Raw genomic sequence first — 19,121 nt, forward strand, 5'->3', positions numbered from 1 at the left:
ATTAAGGGTAAAAAACCGGCGGAAATGGTCAATATAAATAACAAAAAATAAACTCTAGTTCATTACCGAATTACTAAACCTTTACAATTGCGAGGCCGGAATTGAGCGAGCCGAAGCAATCTCATTAGTAATGTTTTACCAGTTATTCCATCTCAATCAATCCATCATCTCGGCCGTAGTGTTTAAAAGAACTCCTTATGCCTCTTCTATACCCCAATACCGACATAGCTATAGATCAAAATAACCCTAAGTTTGCTTTCTCTTTACCTTTTATTTAGCCATTGTTAACCCGGCAACCTAAAGCCAGGCAAATTTTAGAAATAGCAGACCTACAACGAAGCCTTAGTTTTACCAAAGCGGCTTCGAAGCAGTAGGCAAGTAAGTATACAGTAGGGTGCAGCCAAGCCTGGCTGGAAGGTGGGCTAAACGTGGGGTAAATGTGGCGTGAAGGTGGACTTTGGAATATTTTTTTTCGGATTTTTAGTCAGATTGACTACATTGGATGATCATCCCTTTTGTTTAACCTAATATACTAAAATTATGGCTATCCAGAATGGAATTATCAAAATTAACGGACAACTCGGCGATCTCGTTTTTTACAAACGCGGAAATACAGATGTGGTCAGGCAAAAAGCTGCGCACCAACAGCAGACCGAAGCGAGCAAAAAAAGCAGTCGCGATTTTGGTGCGGCCAGCAGAAATGCGGCTTATATCCGTAAAGCATTTGCCCCGCTCGTTAAACTTTATGCTTATGGCGATCTCCTCAACCGCCTGAACAAACGTTTTATCGAAATCTTTAAAACGATCCCAGCCGAACATGCAGGTGATAAAAAATTGATTGATGGTAACATTGCCCTGCTTAAGGGCTTCGAATTTAACAGCAGCAAAGCCCTGGATCAGTTATGGCTTCGCGAATCGGATTTGCGCATCGAACCCGATGGATTAGTAAAACTTATTCTGCCTAAGGGCGAAATAAAAGCCCTCCTGAAACCGCATCCCAAGGCTACCGAAGCCCGTTTGCAGGTGATGGGTTTTTATTTCGACCTGGATGATACCGGTGGTTACGAAATTATGGAAGTGAACGACCTGGTGATCCCTTTAAACAACAGCCAATTTCCGAAAACAACCTTAACCTTAAACCTAAACCACCAGGGTGATAAAGCTTTGGTTTTCGCCTTGGGCATTTCATTTTTTTCTGGCACGGCCCGCTACGCCGACCGGCGTTATTATGCGGGTAAAATTATTCACGCCCTGCATGTAAAGGATGGTGTAATCGTCGATTTTGTAGCGCAACCTCAAGTAGAAAAGGAGATAGTGGAACAAGGGGAGAAGTTAAGCTGGGTGGTAGAGGAGGAGTGAGGTTGCTGTTGTTTTAGTCTGATTTTTGATAAGAATCTGAACCCGATTTATTATTTTTTTTGAGGTGTACGGGAAACCGTAAATAATAGCAGCTTCTATAAGTTACCTTGTTGCACTATTGGTGAATCTTAGGTGTAAATCCAGATTTACTTAGCGCATGTACAACTTATAAATCGTTATGAGCCTTAAAATCCAACTTTATATCGTTTCGCTTTGGTTGCTCTTCATTTTATTATTTATTAATAAAGTACAGATACCTTATTGTTTCGATAAGAATTGCCATTTTATTGGTTTTGCCAAACTACTAATCACCAATGTAGTTCCGTTAATATTCTTATTGCTCGCAATTTTTGGGCTTATTTTCTATGTAAACTTCAAATACGTTATCCGGAGAAACAGGTCTTTGCCTGATAAGGTAACCAGGATTGAAAACTTAAACTGGGAGCATTTAACCTTCCTGGTTACCTATGTAATCCCATTTTTGAGTTTCAATTTAAATGAAGATCGAAATGGTTTGGTCTTTTTCCTAGTGCTGATCATCATTGGTATTATTTATATCAAAACGAATATGTTCTACACTAACCCAACATTGGCACTCCTTGGGTATCATATTTATAAATTATCTACAACTAATAAAGAGAACATTATCATCATTAGTAAAGATGTAATTCAAGAAAATGATCGTATTCAATATCAATTATTGAGTGACAATATATACATGGCCAATAAATCAATAAACAATGGAAATACAAGAACTTAAAGAAAAACTAAATTTAGTTAACGATGTAATTAATCCGATAGCGATTAATATACATTTAGTGAAAAAAGAAGAGGATGGAACTGAATCCATTCTCGACGCTGATATCTCACCTGAATTGGCTGATGAATTAAAAGACATATTTACAACGGCCATTAATGAAAAGATACTTAACAATGAAGAAATAGAATTAAAAGATATTTCAACTGCAAGTGAAACAATCAATTCCTTGTTTTTTTACGATTTAGAAGAATTCCCAGAGAAACTTGCCATAGCTAAAGAGTTTGATCCCTTTACAAACTATCCCACATTTTCATTCTCAAATGATGATATGGAAACCATAAAAGCGATTATTGTAACCATTGGTAATGCGGATAATTATTTTTCTATTTATAAACATGTGTATCCAGTTACAATTGTTAGACAAGATAAAATGTTAGGGCTTATTCCTATTGGTAACCGGTTTGAGAAACTTAACAGTAATATTTTACAGATTAATAGTTCTATTGATTTCTTATTCGCAGATGATGCTCTTGTAATTAACAATCTAAAAACTTTGGCTTCTGCCTATGGCTACAATGAGATTGTGAAAAACCAAGCCAGACAAAATATCGAATTAATTTCGGGACTTGATTTAATTGATAATTTAGATGAATTGACAGCACTGGTAGATAATGTTAAATATGCTAAGCGTGTATTAAGGATAAAACCAGATTCGCCCGTGCTGCAACTTGCTAAAACAAGGATTATCGCTTTTATCACTTCACACCCTAAACTTTCTGGTAAAATAAGATTAAATGCAGCAGGAGATAAAATTTTGTTGGATACCGATGTTTCTAAAGTGATTACTATTGGGATTTTAAATGATGATTATTTAAAATCAAATTTGACCGAACTGGATTATGAAAGCGAAAGTAAATTGACTATAACTGATGAAGTATAGTTGATGAAAATTAAATGTTACAAGCGTGACCATTTAAAATAAAGTGTTGAAACTTTAATTGCCTAAATATGAACCAACCCAAAATAAGGTTGCGATATTTCGGCTTCTTTTAATAATTTAGCTAAATATTCTACCTGCTGGTTTTAATTTAAGCAATTATTGCTAAATTATGTCGAGCCTAAATTACTCAAAAAAGATAAATGACTTTGATTGTTAACGAACCTCAAGTTGAGTACGGATTTATTGGAAAACTAACCGATTTGAAATATACTTATCGGGCAGATATACGCGACCGCAATGCTTTGGAATTAAACTTCCGTCGGAAATTTGACGCATTGAATCGTGTAAACTTATCAGACGCTGAATTTGCGCGATTACGGGATGAAATTGTTACGCCAGATGTTTTTGCAGCATCTAAAAACTTGCGTCAAAAAAATACTTTTATCCGTGAAGATGGCACACCACTACAATATACTTTGGTTGATATTAAAGATTGGTGTAAAAATGAATATGAGGTAATTAATCAGTTACGCATTAATACAAAGGATACCAACCATCGATATGATGTTATTTTATTAATTAATGGGATACCTGTCGTACAAATTGAATTAAAGACACTGCAGATTAGCCCTAGAAGGGCCATGCAGCAAATTGTTGATTATAAAAATGACCCAGGCAATGGTTATAACAATTCGCTGTTGTGCTTTATGCAGTTGTTTATTGTGAGCAATCGTTCTGATACCTACTACTTCTCCAATAATAAAAATCAACATTTTGCTTTTAATGCCGATGAGCAATTTTTACCTGTTTACAAGTGGGCAAGAGAAGATAACTCAAAAGTTGATAATTTATACGATTTCACCGAGATATTTTTAGCTAAGTGTACTTTGGGCGAAATGATCAGCAGGTATATGGTGTTGGTAGAGAGTGAGCAGAAGTTAATGGTCATGCGACCATACCAGATTTATGCTGTTAAAGCCATTGTGAATTGCATTCAAGAAAATCGAGGTAATGGTTATATCTGGCATACTACCGGAAGTGGCAAAACGCTTACTTCATTTAAAGCATCAACACTATTAAAAGATAATCCCGATGTAGAGAAATGTTTGTTTGTAGTAGATCGTAAAGATTTGGACAGGCAAACCCGTGAAGAATTTAATAAGTTTCAGGAAGGTAGCGTTGAGGAAAATACCAATACAGATACGTTGGTTAGGCGTATGCTTTCTGAAAGTTATGCCGACAAAGTAATTGTAACTACTATACAAAAGTTAGGCCTGGCATTAGACCCTAGCAACCGTAAAAACTACAAGGAGCAACTTAAACCGTTAGCGGGTAAAAGAATGGTATTTATCTTTGATGAATGCCACCGTTCGCAGTTTGGCGACAACCATAAAGCCATTAAAGAATTTTTCCCAAATGCCCAATTATTTGGTTTTACAGGTACACCTATTTTTGAGGATAATGCCACTTACAAAAAAATAGATGGCCAGCAAGCTTCATATTTAACAACTGAAGAAGTTTTTCAGAAACGATTGCATGCTTATACCATTACACACGCTATAGAGGACGAAAATGTTTTGCGTTTTCATATTGATTATTTTAAAAGTCAGGGAGAATACGAACAAAGGCTGGATAAAACCTACACTAAACAAGCTATTGTAGAAGCCATATCTGATAAGCATAGTGCAGCTACGCATTCTCGTAAGTTTAATGCGGTGTTTGCAACTGCATCTATTAATGACGCTATTGCCTATTATAACCTATTTAAAGATGCACAATTAAAGAAAGCAGCTTTATATGATGATTTTTATCCATTAAATATTGCTTGCGTTTTCTCTCCTCCTGCAGAAGGTAATCAGGATGTAAAGCAATTACAAGACGATTTACTACAGGAGAAGGCAGATAATGAGGTAGCGCCGGAAGAGAAGAAACTGGCACTTAAAAGCATTATTAACGATTATAACAAACAATATGGTACCAATCATACCATTACAGAGTTTGATCAGTATTATCAGGATGTGCAACAACGCATTAAGGACCATAAATATACCAATGCAGATTATCCGCACGCCAATAAAATAGATATTCTAATTGTGGTAGATATGTTATTAACTGGTTTTGATTCTAAGTATTTAAATACACTATATGTAGATAAAAACCTGAAATACCATGGTTTGATACAAGCATTCTCGAGAACCAATCGAATTTTAAATGCCAGTAAACCTTATGGGCATATTTTAGATTTTCGTAATCAGCAAGATGCTGTTGATGATGCAATTGCTTTATTCTCTGGAGAAAATACCAGTAAGGCAAAAGAGATTTGGTTGGTTGATGCTGCGCCTGTGGTTATTGGTAAATATGAAGAGGCTGTTACCAAACTTAATCAATTTATGCAATCGCGTGGTTTAGCAACCAAACCCGAAGAGGTGAACAACTTGAAAGGCGATATTGCCCGTGCCGAATTTATTACATATTTTAAGGAAATACAACGTTACAAAACACAACTAGATCAATATACTGATTTAAAAGAGGCTGAGCAGGAAAAAATAGAAAGGTTATTGCCAAATGAAGATTTACGTTCTTTTAAGGGAGCTTATTTAGAAACGGCAAAACGCCTGAAGGAGAAACAAGATAAGGGAGGAGAAGACACCGATGCGGATGTACAGGAATTGGATTTTGAATTTGTATTATTTGCTTCTGCTGTAGTTGATTACGATTATATTATGGGCTTGATAGCCAAATATACAAGTGCCAAACCATCTAAACAGAAAATGACGCAAGAGCAGCTTATCGATCTGTTAAGTTCAAGTGCCAACTTGATGGATGCCCGTGATGATATTGCAGCGTATATTAAAAGTTTAGAGGTTGGTAAAAGCTTATCTGAAACTGAAATACGTGAAGGATTTGAGAGATTTATAGCAGAAAAATCTGATCAGGAGCTTACGGTTATTGCCCAAAAATACGGTTTAGCCGTTAAGCCATTAAAAACTTTTGTAGAAAGCACGGTAGACCGGATGATATTTGATGGAGAACAATTAAGTGATTTGTTGGCACCATTAGAATTAGGTTGGAAAGACCGGACAAAAAAGGAGCTGGCTATAATGGAAGAGTTAATGCCCCAATTTAAAAAAATAGCCAAAGGGGGCGAAATAGCAGGATTATCGGCTTATGAGAGTAGGTAATTGGAAATTCAAAAAATGATTTATGGAATATGAAACGCCATTATGAGCGTTATTATTAGGTAAATACAAAACTGCTACAGCGCGTAGCAGTTTTGCCTTGGGGGCATAACCTGCTTTTACTTGATATAATCTAGGATGAATTGCAAAGCCTGGTATTAAACGAAATAAACGCATCAGAAGAAAATGAGTAAGGAAGATAAATTAGTACCGAAACAGAGGTTTAATGAATTTAAAAATGATGGCGGTTGGAATCTAAATCATTTGGGGGCTGTAGTTAAAGAGATAAATGAAAAAACTGGGAGCAATAGGTTTACACTTTTAAGTATAACTTCTGGCATCGGATTGGTTTCACAATTAGAGAAGTTCGGTAGGGAGATTGCTGGTGAATCATATAAAAATTACTATGTTATAAACAAAGGTGATTTTGCTTATAACAAAAGTTCAACCAAGTTATATCCAGAAGGAGAAATCGCTCTATTGGAAACGTTTGAAAACGGAGCGGTACCTAATAGTATCTTTACCTGTTTTAGAGTTAATAAAAGTGAAATACTTCCCAATTTTCTCAAGTATCCGTTTATTAATAATGTCCACGGTAAGTGGTTAAAGAAATTCATTTCAGTAGGTGCTAGGGCAAATGGTGCTTTGCAAGTAAACACAAAGGACTTATTTACATTACCAATATCTTATCCATCATTAACCGAACAACAAAAAATAGCCGATTGCCTTTCTTCTTTGGATGATTTAATTACTGCAGAAAACGAAAAGCTAGGTGCATTAAAAAAGCATAAAAAAGGTTTAATGCAACAGTTATTTCCTGCTGAAGGTGAGAAAGTGCCCAAGTTGCGTTTCCCAGAGTTTAAGATTAGTGGAGATTGGGAATTTGCTCCAATAGGCATTAAGATTGATTTGTTATCTGGCTATGCTTTTAAAAGTCATGAAATATCGGATAACGTAACTGGCACAAGATTGGTCAGAGGTATAAATGTTACAGAAGGAAGAATTAGGCATAGTATTGAAATTGACCGTTATTTTTTAGGTAGCTTAGAAAAACTTGGGAAATTTAAGGTTCAAAAAAATGATTTAGTAATTGCAATGGATGGCTCTAAAGTTGGAAAAAATACTGCACTTGTTACTGCCTCTGATGAAGGTGGATTATTAGTGCAGCGTGTCGCAAGACTTAGAGCTGATTCGGAATCACTAATTAAATACATTTTTCATCAAGTTAATTCAGTAAAATTTCATAGTTATGTTGACAGAATTAACACAAGTTCTGGCATTCCACATATAAGTTCTGAGCAAATAAAAAGCTTTCAAATTCATTTTCCTCCTCTTGATGACGAATTACAAAAAATCGAAAGTTTTATAACTTATTTAAACAGTGAGATAAGTGAACAGACAAAAAAAATCAATGAACTAAAGCTTCACAAAAAAGGTTTAATGCAACAATTGTTTCCAACCATTAATTAATTTACGATGGCTAAAAAGATTTATAATTATAAAAATCTTTCTGAGCTTGCAATAAGGCTAAGAGACGACCTGAAGACAGCAGATTTCATTTTGCTTTATGCCCATAATGGTACTGGTAAAACCAGAGTATCTATGGAATTTAAGGAGCAGGGCAAAAAAAACAAGCAGAAGCAGGCTGATACTCTTTATTTTAATGCCTTTACCGAAGATTTATTTAGCTGGGATAATGATATTATAAATGATAAAGAACGTGTTCTAAAAATCAATTCTGCATCCAAGTTTTTTAGTGGCTTTCAGGAATTGGAGTTAGAGAACAGAATTCGTCCTTTTTTAAACCGCTATGCCGATTTCGATTTTTCTATAGATTATGATAAATGGCAAATTAGCTTTAGCCGGCAGGTTCGTGTAAAAACGAATGTAAAGGGAGAAGTTCAGGAAAAAACAGAAACTGTTAACAGTATTAAGGTATCACGCGGTGAAGAAAATATGTTTATCTGGTGTGTATTTTTAGCTATTTGTCAGTTGGCTATAGATGGGGCAGAGGCTTACAATTGGGTTAAATACTTTTACATTGACGACCCGATTTCTTCATTGGATGATAACAACGCCATAGCAGTAGCCAGTGATTTATCACAACTGTTATTACAGGCTGAAGGGAAGATAAAAGTTGTTGTTTCTTCACACCATATTCTTTTTTATAATGTAGTTTGCAATGAAATTAAAAAGAAACCACACGAAAAATATTTTTTATACAAAAAGGCCGATCAATCTTACAGCTTAAGAAAAACTACCGATACACCTTATTTTCATCATGTGGCCTTGTTGAGTGAACTGAATGAAGCAACGGTGTCAGGAAATATCAAAACCTACCATTTTAATATACTCAGAAGTATATTGGAAAAAACCTCATCATTTTTTGGCTTCAACGATTTTGGAAAATGCATTTATAATGTAGAAGATGAGGTTCTTTTTGAAAGGGCGCTAAATCTACTCAGTCACGGTAAACATTCAATTTATGAACCGGTTGATATGAATGACGATAATAAAGAATTATTTAAAAGGATATTGGGCGCCTTTTTGGATAAACATCAATTTGAATTACCAGAGTTATTAAAAGATTCCAGAGCGGAAAGGATGGGATATGACAGATAGGAGTGATTTAGGAGAAATAAAAAATAATTTTATACTTTATCAAACGCAGGGAGGAGCAGTAAGCCTATCTGTACTGCTAAACGATGAAACCATTTGGCTCACACAGAAAATGTTGGCGGAGTTGTTTCAAACCACTCCTCAGAATATCACCATCCATCTTAAAAATATTTTTGATGAAGGTGAATTAAATGAAGAATCAACTTGTAAGGAATTCTTACAAGTTCAGCAGGAAGGTAACAGAAAGGTAAGTCGCAGTTCTAAATTCTATAATTTAGATGCAGTAATTTCAGTCGGTTACAGAATTAACTCTGCTAAGGCTACACAATTTAGAATTTGGGCAACCCAAACCCTTAAAGAATTTATTGTTAAAGGGTTTGTTTTAGATGATAAGCGATTAAAACAGGGTGAAAGGTTTTTTGGTAAAGATTATTTTAAAGAATTATTAGAGCGGGTACGTTCTATACGAGCTAGTGAACGCCGGATATATCAACAGATTACAGATATTTTTGCTGAATGTAGTATTGATTATAATCCTGAAGCAGAAATTACAAAGAACTTTTATGCCATGGTGCAGAATAAATTTCATTTTGCGATAACGGGTAATACCGCTGCTGAAATTATTTATAAAAAGGCCAATGCCAGCAAAGAAAATATGGGGCTAACTACATGGAAAAACTCGCCCGAAGGTAGGATACTGAAATCGGATACTACAATAGCCAAAAACTATCTGGAAGAAAAGGAAATTAAACAGTTGGAAAGAACGGTAACTAGCTATTTTGATTACATTGAAGGTTTGATTGAAAGAGAGAATACGTTTACCATGGAACAGTTAACAGAAAGCGTAAACAAATTTCTAAACTTCAATGAATTTAAAATATTGGATGGAAAAGGGAATGTTTCTCATCAACTGGCAATGGAGAAGGCAGGGAAGGAGTATGAACAATTTAATAAGACACAAAAAGTGATTTCAGATTTCGATAAACATATAAAACAAATTAAGGGTAAAGCGTAATGACAGCATTAGAACAACAACAATTAGGGAAAACGCTTTGGGCAATAGCAGATGATTTACGTGGTTCGATGAACGCAGATGATTTTCGCGATTATATGCTCTCCTTTCTTTTCTTGCGTTACCTATCTGATAATTATGAACAAGCAGCTAAGAAAGAGTTAGGAGGTGATTACCCGATACTAGGTTCGGAAGATAAACGCACACCACTGGCTGTTTGGTATGAAGCGAATGCTGCAGATGTGTTGGAATTTGAAAAGCAAATGCGCCGTAAAGTGCATTATGTAATAGAACCTCAACATTTATGGACGAGCATTTCTGAATTGGCCCGTAAACAAGATGGAGAATTACTTACTGTTTTACAGCAAGGCTTTAAATACATTGAGAATGAATCTTTTGAAAGTACCTTTCAAGGTTTGTTCTCTGAAATCAATCTCGACTCTGAAAAGTTAGGTAAAAACTATACCGAACGTAATAAGAGGCTTTGCACCATTATTCAAAAAATTGCAGAAGGTATTGCCAAATTCTCTACCAATACTGATGTTTTAGGCGATGCCTACGAATATTTAATTGGACAGTTTGCGGCGGGTTCTGGTAAAAAAGCTGGAGAATTTTATACGCCACAACAGCTTTCTACTATACTATCAGAAATTGTTACTTTAGATAGTCAGGATCCATCATTAGGTAAAAAGAAAAAGATAGATAAGGTATTAGATTTTGCCTGTGGTTCGGGTTCTTTGCTTTTAAACGTTCGCAGGCAACTTGGAGCATTTGGTATTGGTAAAATTTACGGTCAGGAATATAATATTACAACCTATAACCTGGCGAGAATGAATATGCTGTTACATGGTGTAAAAGATACCGAGTTTGCGATTCACCACGGAGATTCATTAGCCAATGATTGGGATATTTTAAATGAAATGAACCCTGCAAAGAAGATGGAGTTTGATGCTATTGTGGCTAATCCACCTTTTAGTTATCGTTGGGAACCAAACGAAGTGATGGGCGAAGACTTTCGTTTCAAGAGTTATGGATTGGCACCAAAATCGGCCGCTGATTTTGCATTTTTACTGCATGGATTTCATTTTTTGAGTAGTAATGGTACAATGGCAATTATTTTGCCACACGGTGTGCTTTTTCGTGGTGGAGCAGAAGAACGTATCCGTACTAAGCTATTAAAAGATAATAATATCGATGCGGTGATTGGGCTACCACCAAATCTGTTCTTTTCAACCGGAATTCCGGTTTGTATTTTGGTGCTTAAAAAATGCAAGAAATTTGATGATGTACTTTTTATTAATGCCAGTGATCATTTTGAGAAAGGCAAACGACAAAACCGCTTGCGTGATGGAGAAGGTGACGAGCCAAATGATATTAAAAAGATCGTAGAAACTTATAAGAACCGTTTAGAAGAAGCCCGCTACTCCCGTCGTGTTTCGATGGATGAGATTGAACAAAACGGTTATAACTTAAACATATCCCGTTATGTTAGTACCTCTATTGATGAAGAAATTATAGATTTAGCAGAGGTGAACAAGCAACTGGTTGATATTGATAAGAAAATTGCAGATGCCAGGAATAGGCATAATGCGTTTTTGAAAGAACTTGGATTAAAAGAAATTTAATTAAATATTTATTAACGCTCAAATTAATTATAATGAAAAAAGTAATTGCCATGTGGGGTGGCAAAGATATCGGGAAATCATCTAATATATTAGCCTTGGCAAAAGAAATGATTAGGGTTTACCCAGGTCATAGGGTGATTCATTGTTCAATGCCAATTGCCTCACTTTCTATTGATTTCCGTCTTATTTTAGAAATCAACAATAAAACATTTGCATTTGAAAGCATGGGAGATCCTAATTCCGGTTTAAATAAGAGATTGCCCGAAATCATAAGATTGTACAATCCAGATGTTTTAATTTGCGCCTGTAGGTCAAAAGGTTATACCGTTACGGATGTAGAGAATGCAGCAGCAAATATGGGTGCAGAAATTATTTGGACTACACCTTACCAGTGCGCCATAGATCAAATGATTTTGAATGACTTGAAAGCTAAGCACTTATTAGATTTAATGGTGAATTTAGGTTTGATTTAGAAAGAAATAAAATGATTCCAGAAAATATACAAAGTCAAATTACTTCAATTTGGAATAAATATATAGAAGATAACAAAGCTGTATTAGATACCAAAGGGGTTCCTTACGATGACATAGATAGTAGGCGATTGGAAGCTATTCAAATTTTGAAAATTATTATTCAAGATTTTATAATCGATAAAATAGATATTGCCGAATTCAAAACAGATATTGATAGTTTTAATAAGCAGAATAATTTTTGGGGTTTTACTTCTATAAAGGGACAAATGTTCTTTAATCTTTTACTTAAAACTAGTGAGGGAGAAGGCCAATTAGAAAAACTAACAGTTCTTTTAAAACAGTGTATAACCAAACCAAAAGATTTATCTGATGCGCTGAATAAAATTGAAGCTTTAGATAAATATGTTTCGGCCATATTCAATAAAGCTCCAGATAAACGCAGGGCTCCTAATCCTGGAAGTATAGGTTACTTTCTTTCTTATTTTTGGCAAATACACGATCATCAACAATGGCCAATTATGTATAGCTCTATGATTGTTTCATTTACTGATATTGGTTTATGGGAAAATCCTAAATCTCAAAAGGAGGCATATAAAGAGTTTTACAATTTGAATGAGCAGGTTAAGTTAATTTTATCTAAACACATTGGCAATTCTATATCCAATTGGGATGCGGAACATGCCTGTTGGAATTTCAGAACAGTAACTGCCTATCCAAAAAAGGAAAAGTTAATAATACCTTTAGATCAAACAGATGTAGTTGTAGATAGTTCAGTTTCCTCATTAATGCAAGCTAGTTTTGATATATATGATTATTTGCCACGCATTACCGCTAATCTTATAGAGTTAGGTAAAGAAACAGAAGGATCGAGTTCTGGAAAGGGTAGCAAGTATGAAAAGGCAGTTTGTGAGGTATTTAAGCAGCTAGGATTTGTGATTGATTCCTTAGGACAGGGTAAAGGTAGAGAGCCAGATTTGATTGCTGTTCACAAAGAAGATAATGTTGCTTTTATTATAGATGCTAAGGCCTACCCTAATGGATATGTGATGGGTGCTTCAGATGAGAGAGCCATCAAAGAGTATATTAACCATTATTGTCCTAAACTTAAAAAAGAAGGCATTCAACGTATCGGTTTCATCATTGTTAGCAACGCTTTCAAATCTTCATTCGATGTATTTGTAAATGATATTACTTGGCGTACAGAAATTAAGCGATTTATATTGCTAAGTTCGGATGCATTATTGCATCTATTAGCGTATCGAATTAAGGATCAGAAAGATTTATCTGAAATTGTTGAAGCTTTTATTAGTTTAGGTAAAACGATTACAGCTCAAGATATTATTCAAAGGTTTGATGATATATAATTTAAAAGCAACTTCTTGCTTCTGAGTAGAAATCTCAGATATTTCAATTTAAAGATAATTTGGATATACGTTGAACTGTCTAAAAGTTTGTTGATGTTTTTATCATTACTTAATTTTTAAAACTGAAAAGCCCATCGTCGCTGATTGGGCTTTTACTTTTATAGCTATTTGTCTATTTCTTCAATATCTTCCTTTTCCAAAGCGCTATCTTCAATTTATTCGCTTTCCTGGAAATATTTGTTTTAATGGCTTGTTATTTTTTTGTTGACTTAGAAAAATCTAATAAATCAGATACCGATATTTTTAAGTGGTCAGCAATCAATTTAAGGCTACTGATAGAAACGTTAGTTTCAGCTCTTTCAATACGACCTATTTGTCTAGTATCGATTTCAGTTAATTCTGCCAGCTTCTCCTGTGTAATTTTTCTAAGATCACGGATTTCGACAATGCGTTTTCCAATTTTAACTAAGTACTCTTGATCGCGATATTGTTTTCCCACCATGCAAAATCCAAATATTAATGAAAATATATTAGGACTTATTTGTCCTTTTATTTTGAATTCATTATATTTGATTATTAATAAAGAGTTATAAATAAGAGTTTTGCAGCTCCACATCTCAGGCCGTTGATGCAAAACAGTAGATTTATAGCCCATTCTTGTGTAGTTTATGCTATTTTAGCATTTCTAAATGAGAGTGGGTTTCTGCTGTAATTCCATATCAACGTAAGGCCTGAGAAACTTTAAGGAGCTATGGTAGGTAGAAGCCCACTTTTATATTTTACCCCAACAAGACTCGTAAAATTATACGAGTATGAAAGCTAAATCCATTACCATTGCAGGGAAACCGCTTTCGCGGTTTTACCAACTACCTTTAGAAAAGGGGAGCAGGGTGTTAAGGTTAGCGGTGCTTGATCCGATAGCTATCGGATCGCATTGCAGGTTTAGTGTAGGTGAAAAGCCTGGGCCCTTGGCCATCACATCGCTTTCTTTTGATCAGGGTTTGTTAACCGTTCATGTTAAATTGGAAAGGGAAGAGGCAAGGGTTTACCTCTTGGTAGCATACGATAAACTGCTGGTGAGCTGTAGTGTTGATACGGATGAAAGCTACCTTGGGCGTTATGCTTACCTTACTTTGCGGGCCATGATGCGGAACGGTTACTGCGATTTCCAGGAATATTACTGGCCGGCATGTTTTGCTTTGGGCAATAAGCGGTCGAAATATGTAGATGTGGTGAAGAAACCGGGCGGTTTTACCATTACACTAAAGAAAAAGTTTAGTGGTTTGCTTAGGCCTGGTGATGATTTGCCGGATGTTACGGAACGAACGGTAGTACCGCGTGAGAGGTTATTGAATAGACCGGTTACGGCACGTTTGGCCCCGGTTAACATCGGTTATTGTTTCGCCAATACCGATCTGCAGCATTTCCACAGCAACCATTACCCTTTTGTAATTCCTTATGTTTTCGCGGCCACGGCTTACCTTAAAACGGTTAAATCTTTTAAACGTTTCGTGTTAAATCCGCACGATGTGGATGGCATTAGCCTCTCGCCACAACAGGAGGAGCTGAACAGTATTTGCTTCGCCATGAAAGAGATCGCTGTCATCCGCTTTAACGCCAATGCCCACCTGCCCGAAAAGGTAGCCGAAACCCATACACTTAATGAAGCTAACCAGCTGGCACTTTTTAAGTTATGGAACAAGGCTTTGCCGCTATTGATGCAACAGCGTTTTACACATTATTGCTACACTTATGGCCTGCGTAATGTTACCGGCAAACCAGTAATGCGGGATATGAAAATGGTTGAATTTGCGATGGAGGTGCCTGTTTTAAGTTTTGTGCTTAAAGATGAGGGCGATTATTATGAACTGGAATTGAAGCTTAAGGTGAAAGGGAAGCTGTTGCATCTAAATACCGATCAGCTTAGCCTGTTTTTGGTTTGCGATAGCGCTAAACCGTATTTGTGGTATTTGCTTGAGGCGGAAATGGATTATAAACTGGTTTGGTTTTTTAGTAAAGTAAATTTTAAGGTGCAGGTGATTAAAGGGTATTATAGGGAGTTTTTTGAGGGGTTTGTAGAGGGGGTGGGGCGGTGGTATGAGGTTAAGAGGGGGTAACTTATACTGTCGTCATTCCCGCGCAGGCGGGAATCTTAATGCGGTTGCTATTTTCTTGTCCTTCGCGCAGTCTTGCCTCATTATTTTCTGTCATCCTGAGGTACGAAGGATCTTTTGATTGAAAGATTTGCTTCGCAGAGCCTACGGGTTCTTCACTGCGTTCAGAATGACAATTAAAGGTTTTCTTGCCCTTCGAACAGTCTTGCCTCGGCTACCGATGAAAAATCGGTACAGGTCCACCGCCGCCGAGGGGCTCTTACCTTTTTTCAGTAGTGATTTTGCTTTTAGAGGTCTTCAAGCTTGCTTCGCAATAGCAGGGAGCGGATAGCATGGAGCATATGCAGGATGTAGTAATTTGTTTTTTAGTCCTTTCCCTTTCAAGGAAAGGTGCCGATAGGCGGATAGGGGTTTAAGAAGCTAATACGGTCGTCATTATATTACAACAATAAATTCGTCATTGCGATGAGGCTTTTTCAGCCGAGGAAGCAATCTTACTACTATGGGTTATCTGTGATTGATACGGAAGTGACTTCATCGTTTTTGCTTCTAACAATCTTCTGTCATCCTGAGGTACGAAGGATCTTTTGATTGAAAGATTCTTCACTGCGTTCAGAATGACAATTGTAGGTTTTGCCCACGGCTCGGGTTTGCCTCGGCTACCGATGAAAAATCGGTACAGGTCCACCGCCGCCGAGGGGCTCTTTCTTTTTTCAGTGATCGTTTATCTTTTTATAGGTCTTCAAGCTTGCTTCGCAATAGCAGGGAGCGGATAGCATGGAGCATATGCAGGATGTAGTAATTTGTTTTTTAGTCCTTTCCCTTTCAGGGGAAAGGTGCGGATAGTGGATTAAGACGCTTAAAAGTAAGCGAAATATAGTTCAAAGATTTCTCCGTTCCGCTGCGCTACAGTCGAAATGACGACCGATTCTTAATAAGAAAATCTGCCAGGCTGGATAATATGGTGTATAAATAGCATTTATGGATTGATCGCTTTGAAACTATGAGGGGCTCGATGCATCGTCATCTCGACCGCAGTGGAGAGATCTTTGGACTTTTAACATATTCAAAGATTTCTCCGTTCCGCTGCGCTACAGTCGAAATGACGAAAAACAATTAAGCTTTATACTTCACATTCCTTGCGACCTACTTTGTGCCCTTTGCGGTTAAACATGTCGTTAAACCTTCTTCACTGATTTCAGAAACACAAAACCCACCACACCCGATAAAATCGATGCAGTTAATATGGCAAACTTCGCTTCTGAAACGTGAAGCACCTCGCTAAAAGAAAGCAGGGCAATAAAAATAGACATGGTAAAACCGATACCCGCTAGCATACCCAAACCTAAAATGTGTTTCCAGCCTGCGCCAGTGGGTAAATCGGCCCATTTTAATTTCACAGCGAGCCAGCTGAAAAAGCTTACACCAATGGTTTTACCCACAAATAAACCGATAATAATGCCGAGGCCTAAAGGAGAAAGCAACCCGGCCAGCATTTCTTTTTGGAAAGTGATATTGGTGTTCGCTAAAGCGAAAACGGGCATAATGAGGTAATTCACCGGGGTAGTTAAAAAATGTTCGAGTTTCTCTAAAGGCGATTCGATATCAGTTTCGTTAGTAGGGATGGTAAAAGCCAGTAATACCCCTGCAATGGTAGCATGTATGCCCGAGTGGTGGATGAAATACCAGAGAAAGATACCGGGGATGAGGTAAAAGACCAGTTTCTTTACGCCGAAATAATTCATAAGACCTAACACTACAAGAATGCCTCCGGCCATGGCCAGGTATTGGAAATGGATCTGGTTGGTGTAAAAGATTGCGATGACGAGAATGGCGCCCAGATCATCAACAATGGCCAGTGCAGCCAGGAAGATTTTTAAACTGGGCGGTACGTTTTTACCGAGCATGGCGATAATGGCCAGGGCAAAGGCTATATCAGTAGCCATAGGGATGCCCCAGCCACCAGCGGTTTCGGTACCTTTGTTAAACAAGGTATAAATTAATGCAGGTACCAGCATGCCGCCCAGGGCCGCGATTACAGGCAAGGCTGCACTTTTAAGCGATGAAAGTTCGCCCTCTATGAGTTCGCGTTTAATTTCGAGTCCTACGAGGAGGAAAAATATGGCCATTAAGGCATCGTTTATCCAGGCGAGGATGCTGTAGTTTACGGCACCAAAGCCGAGTTTTGTGGCTAAAAAGCTTTCAAAACTTTCTTTTAAAGCGGTATTGGCAATGAGGAGGGAGATAGTTACGCAGATTAACAGGAGCACTCCGCTGGTTTGCTCAGTACGGAAAAATCTTTTGAATATTTCGAGGTTGATGGTTTTGGCCATAGGGGTAAAAGTAGTGAAATAAGGGGGGAAGAGGAAGTTTTTTGAATTGTTGTGGAGAGATTTTTTAGTACTGTCGTCATTCCCGCGCAGGTGGGAACCTTAAAGCGGTCGCTATTCTTGCCCTTGGCGCAGACTTGCCTCGGTTAGCCACCGAATGGCTTTTACTTTTTCCTTGATGAAAAAGTAACAAAAAATCAAGGCTTGGAACTGATGTTGGATAAATTCGTCAAAGCTTTATTGGTCGCCAGCACAAGCCCTCCCGAAGAATGTTCGGGACAAGCTTATGAAGGATCGGAAAGGGTGTGCTGCCTCGGGGTAGTGTTGGGGTGAAAGTGGGTGCAAAAGCTTTAACGTTTTCTCCTTCCATCATCTCCTATGCCGATAGCAGGGAGGAGATAGCGTGATGGATAGAGATAATTTCTAATACGGTCGTCATTTCCGCGCAGGCGGGAACCTTAAAGCACTGGCTAGGCTGTTGTTCTTTGTTTAGTTTTGGCTCAAGGCTCTTTCTTTATCGTGCGTTATTTCTAATACAATAAATTCGTCATTGCGATGAGGCTTTTTCAGCCGAGGAAGCAATCTTATTATTACGGTTTTGAGGGGAGGTTTTGCCTTTGCTCGGGCTTGCCTCGGCTACCGATGAAAAATCGGTACAGGTCCACCGCCGCCGAGGGGCTCTTTCTTTATCCTTGATGATAAAGAAACAAACAATCAAGGCTAGCATCGTTTTTTATGTGATCATATTGTTTTTTATAGGTATAAAAGATTGCTGCGCAATTCTTGTAAAAAGCTACGGAAATCTTATTTGCGGCAGTATCGAGGCTCTTATCCTTGCTTATCCCACCACTCTCGCTTTGATCCTGCCTTGGGCTGTAGCGTATGAGGGGGAACTGCAAAGATTTCCATGCTTTTTCCGGCGAAAATCTGCTAGGCCGGGTAGCAGGGAGCAAATAGCATGATGCATATTGCAGGGGGCAATAATTTGTCTTTTAGTCCTTTCCGTTTCAGGGAAAGGTGCCGATAGGGGGGTAGGGGTTTAAGGCACTCGCTATAACGTTGTTCAAAGATTTCTCCATTTCACTTCTTTACAGTCGAAATGACGACCGATTCTTAATAAGAAAATCTGCCAGGCCGGATAACATGGTGTATAAATAGCATTTATGGATTGATCGCTTTGAAACTATGAGGGGCTCGATACATCGTCATCTCGACCGCAGTGGAGAGATCTTTGGACTTTTAACATATTAAAAGATTTCTCCATTTCACTTCTTTACAGTCGAAATGACGACCGATTCTTAATAAGAAAATCTGCCAGGCCGGATAACATGGTGTATAAATAGCAT

13 protein-coding genes are annotated in these 19,121 nt (G+C 37.4%); 11 read left to right on the forward strand and 2 right to left on the reverse strand.

The genetic code is table 11. The annotated features are described in order from the left end of the window. Positions 1 to 540 precede the first annotated feature (540 nt). The 10 genes from HDC90_RS23335 (at position 541) to HDC90_RS23380 (ending at position 13,331) form a co-directional block, all read left to right on the forward strand. Positions 541 to 1,359 carry a hypothetical protein gene (locus HDC90_RS23335; RefSeq protein ID WP_184470782.1) on the forward strand — a complete coding sequence of 273 codons (819 nt, stop codon included), beginning with the start codon at positions 541 to 543 and terminating at the stop codon, positions 1,357 to 1,359. Between the two features lie 178 nt (positions 1,360 to 1,537). After that, positions 1,538 to 2,119 carry an anti-phage protein KwaA gene (kwaA, locus tag HDC90_RS23340; RefSeq protein ID WP_184470784.1) on the forward strand — a complete coding sequence of 194 codons (582 nt, stop codon included), beginning with the start codon at positions 1,538 to 1,540 and terminating at the stop codon, positions 2,117 to 2,119. Then, positions 2,100 to 3,059, forward strand: a complete 960-nt coding sequence (gene kwaB, locus HDC90_RS23345) for an anti-phage protein KwaB (RefSeq protein ID WP_184470786.1) — start codon at positions 2,100 to 2,102, stop codon at positions 3,057 to 3,059. The genes kwaA and kwaB overlap by 20 nt, the downstream gene beginning before the upstream one ends. Positions 3,060 to 3,259: 200 nt before the next feature. After that, the gene (locus tag HDC90_RS23350) at positions 3,260 to 6,241 is read left to right on the forward strand and encodes a type I restriction endonuclease subunit R (protein WP_184470788.1); all 2,982 of its coding nucleotides are present in this window, start codon (positions 3,260 to 3,262) and stop codon (positions 6,239 to 6,241) included. Between the two features lie 183 nt (positions 6,242 to 6,424). Next, on the forward strand, positions 6,425 to 7,708 hold the full coding sequence (locus tag HDC90_RS23355) for a restriction endonuclease subunit S (protein WP_184470790.1): 1,284 nt from the start codon (positions 6,425 to 6,427) through the stop codon (positions 7,706 to 7,708). Positions 7,709 to 7,714: 6 nt separating this feature from the next. After that, positions 7,715 to 8,860 (forward strand): AAA family ATPase, encoded by a 1,146-nt coding sequence (locus HDC90_RS23360; RefSeq protein ID WP_184470792.1) that lies wholly within the window; start codon positions 7,715 to 7,717, stop codon positions 8,858 to 8,860. Next, the gene (locus HDC90_RS23365; protein WP_184470793.1) at positions 8,850 to 9,872 is read left to right on the forward strand and encodes a virulence RhuM family protein; all 1,023 of its coding nucleotides are present in this window, start codon (positions 8,850 to 8,852) and stop codon (positions 9,870 to 9,872) included. The genes HDC90_RS23360 and HDC90_RS23365 overlap by 11 nt, the downstream gene beginning before the upstream one ends. Then, entirely contained in the window at positions 9,872 to 11,494 is a 1,623-nt protein-coding gene (locus tag HDC90_RS23370; protein WP_184470795.1) for a type I restriction-modification system subunit M, read from the forward strand. Before HDC90_RS23365 ends, HDC90_RS23370 begins: the two co-directional genes overlap by 1 nt. Before the next feature lie 32 nt (positions 11,495 to 11,526). Continuing rightward, the gene (locus HDC90_RS23375; protein WP_184470797.1) at positions 11,527 to 11,967 is read left to right on the forward strand and encodes a hypothetical protein; all 441 of its coding nucleotides are present in this window, start codon (positions 11,527 to 11,529) and stop codon (positions 11,965 to 11,967) included. An 11-nt stretch (positions 11,968 to 11,978) separates the two neighbouring features. Next, positions 11,979 to 13,331 carry a restriction endonuclease FokI C-terminal domain-containing protein gene (locus HDC90_RS23380; RefSeq protein WP_184470799.1) on the forward strand — a complete coding sequence of 451 codons (1,353 nt, stop codon included), beginning with the start codon at positions 11,979 to 11,981 and terminating at the stop codon, positions 13,329 to 13,331. Between the two features lie 253 nt (positions 13,332 to 13,584). Here HDC90_RS23380 and HDC90_RS25605 read toward each other — a convergent pair whose 3' ends face one another. Beyond that, positions 13,585 to 13,986: a helix-turn-helix domain-containing protein gene (locus HDC90_RS25605; RefSeq protein WP_255497823.1), complete on the reverse strand. Its 402-nt coding sequence runs from the start codon at positions 13,984 to 13,986 to the stop codon at positions 13,585 to 13,587. Positions 13,987 to 14,143: 157 nt separating this feature from the next. Between HDC90_RS25605 and HDC90_RS23390 the strand changes: the two genes are divergently transcribed. Further along, positions 14,144 to 15,448, forward strand: coding sequence for a hypothetical protein (locus HDC90_RS23390; RefSeq protein ID WP_184470801.1), 1,305 nt, complete (start codon positions 14,144 to 14,146; stop codon positions 15,446 to 15,448). 1,175 nt (positions 15,449 to 16,623) lie between these two features. On the opposite strand, the gene nhaA is transcribed toward HDC90_RS23390, so the two are convergent. After that, positions 16,624 to 17,778, reverse strand: a complete 1,155-nt coding sequence (nhaA, locus tag HDC90_RS23395) for a Na+/H+ antiporter NhaA (protein ID WP_184470803.1) — start codon at positions 17,776 to 17,778, stop codon at positions 16,624 to 16,626. Positions 17,779 to 19,121 lie beyond the last annotated feature (1,343 nt).

Origin of the sequence: Pedobacter sp. AK013 (genome assembly GCF_014205835.1) — a bacterium.
Taxonomy (GTDB): domain Bacteria; phylum Bacteroidota; class Bacteroidia; order Sphingobacteriales; family Sphingobacteriaceae; genus Pedobacter.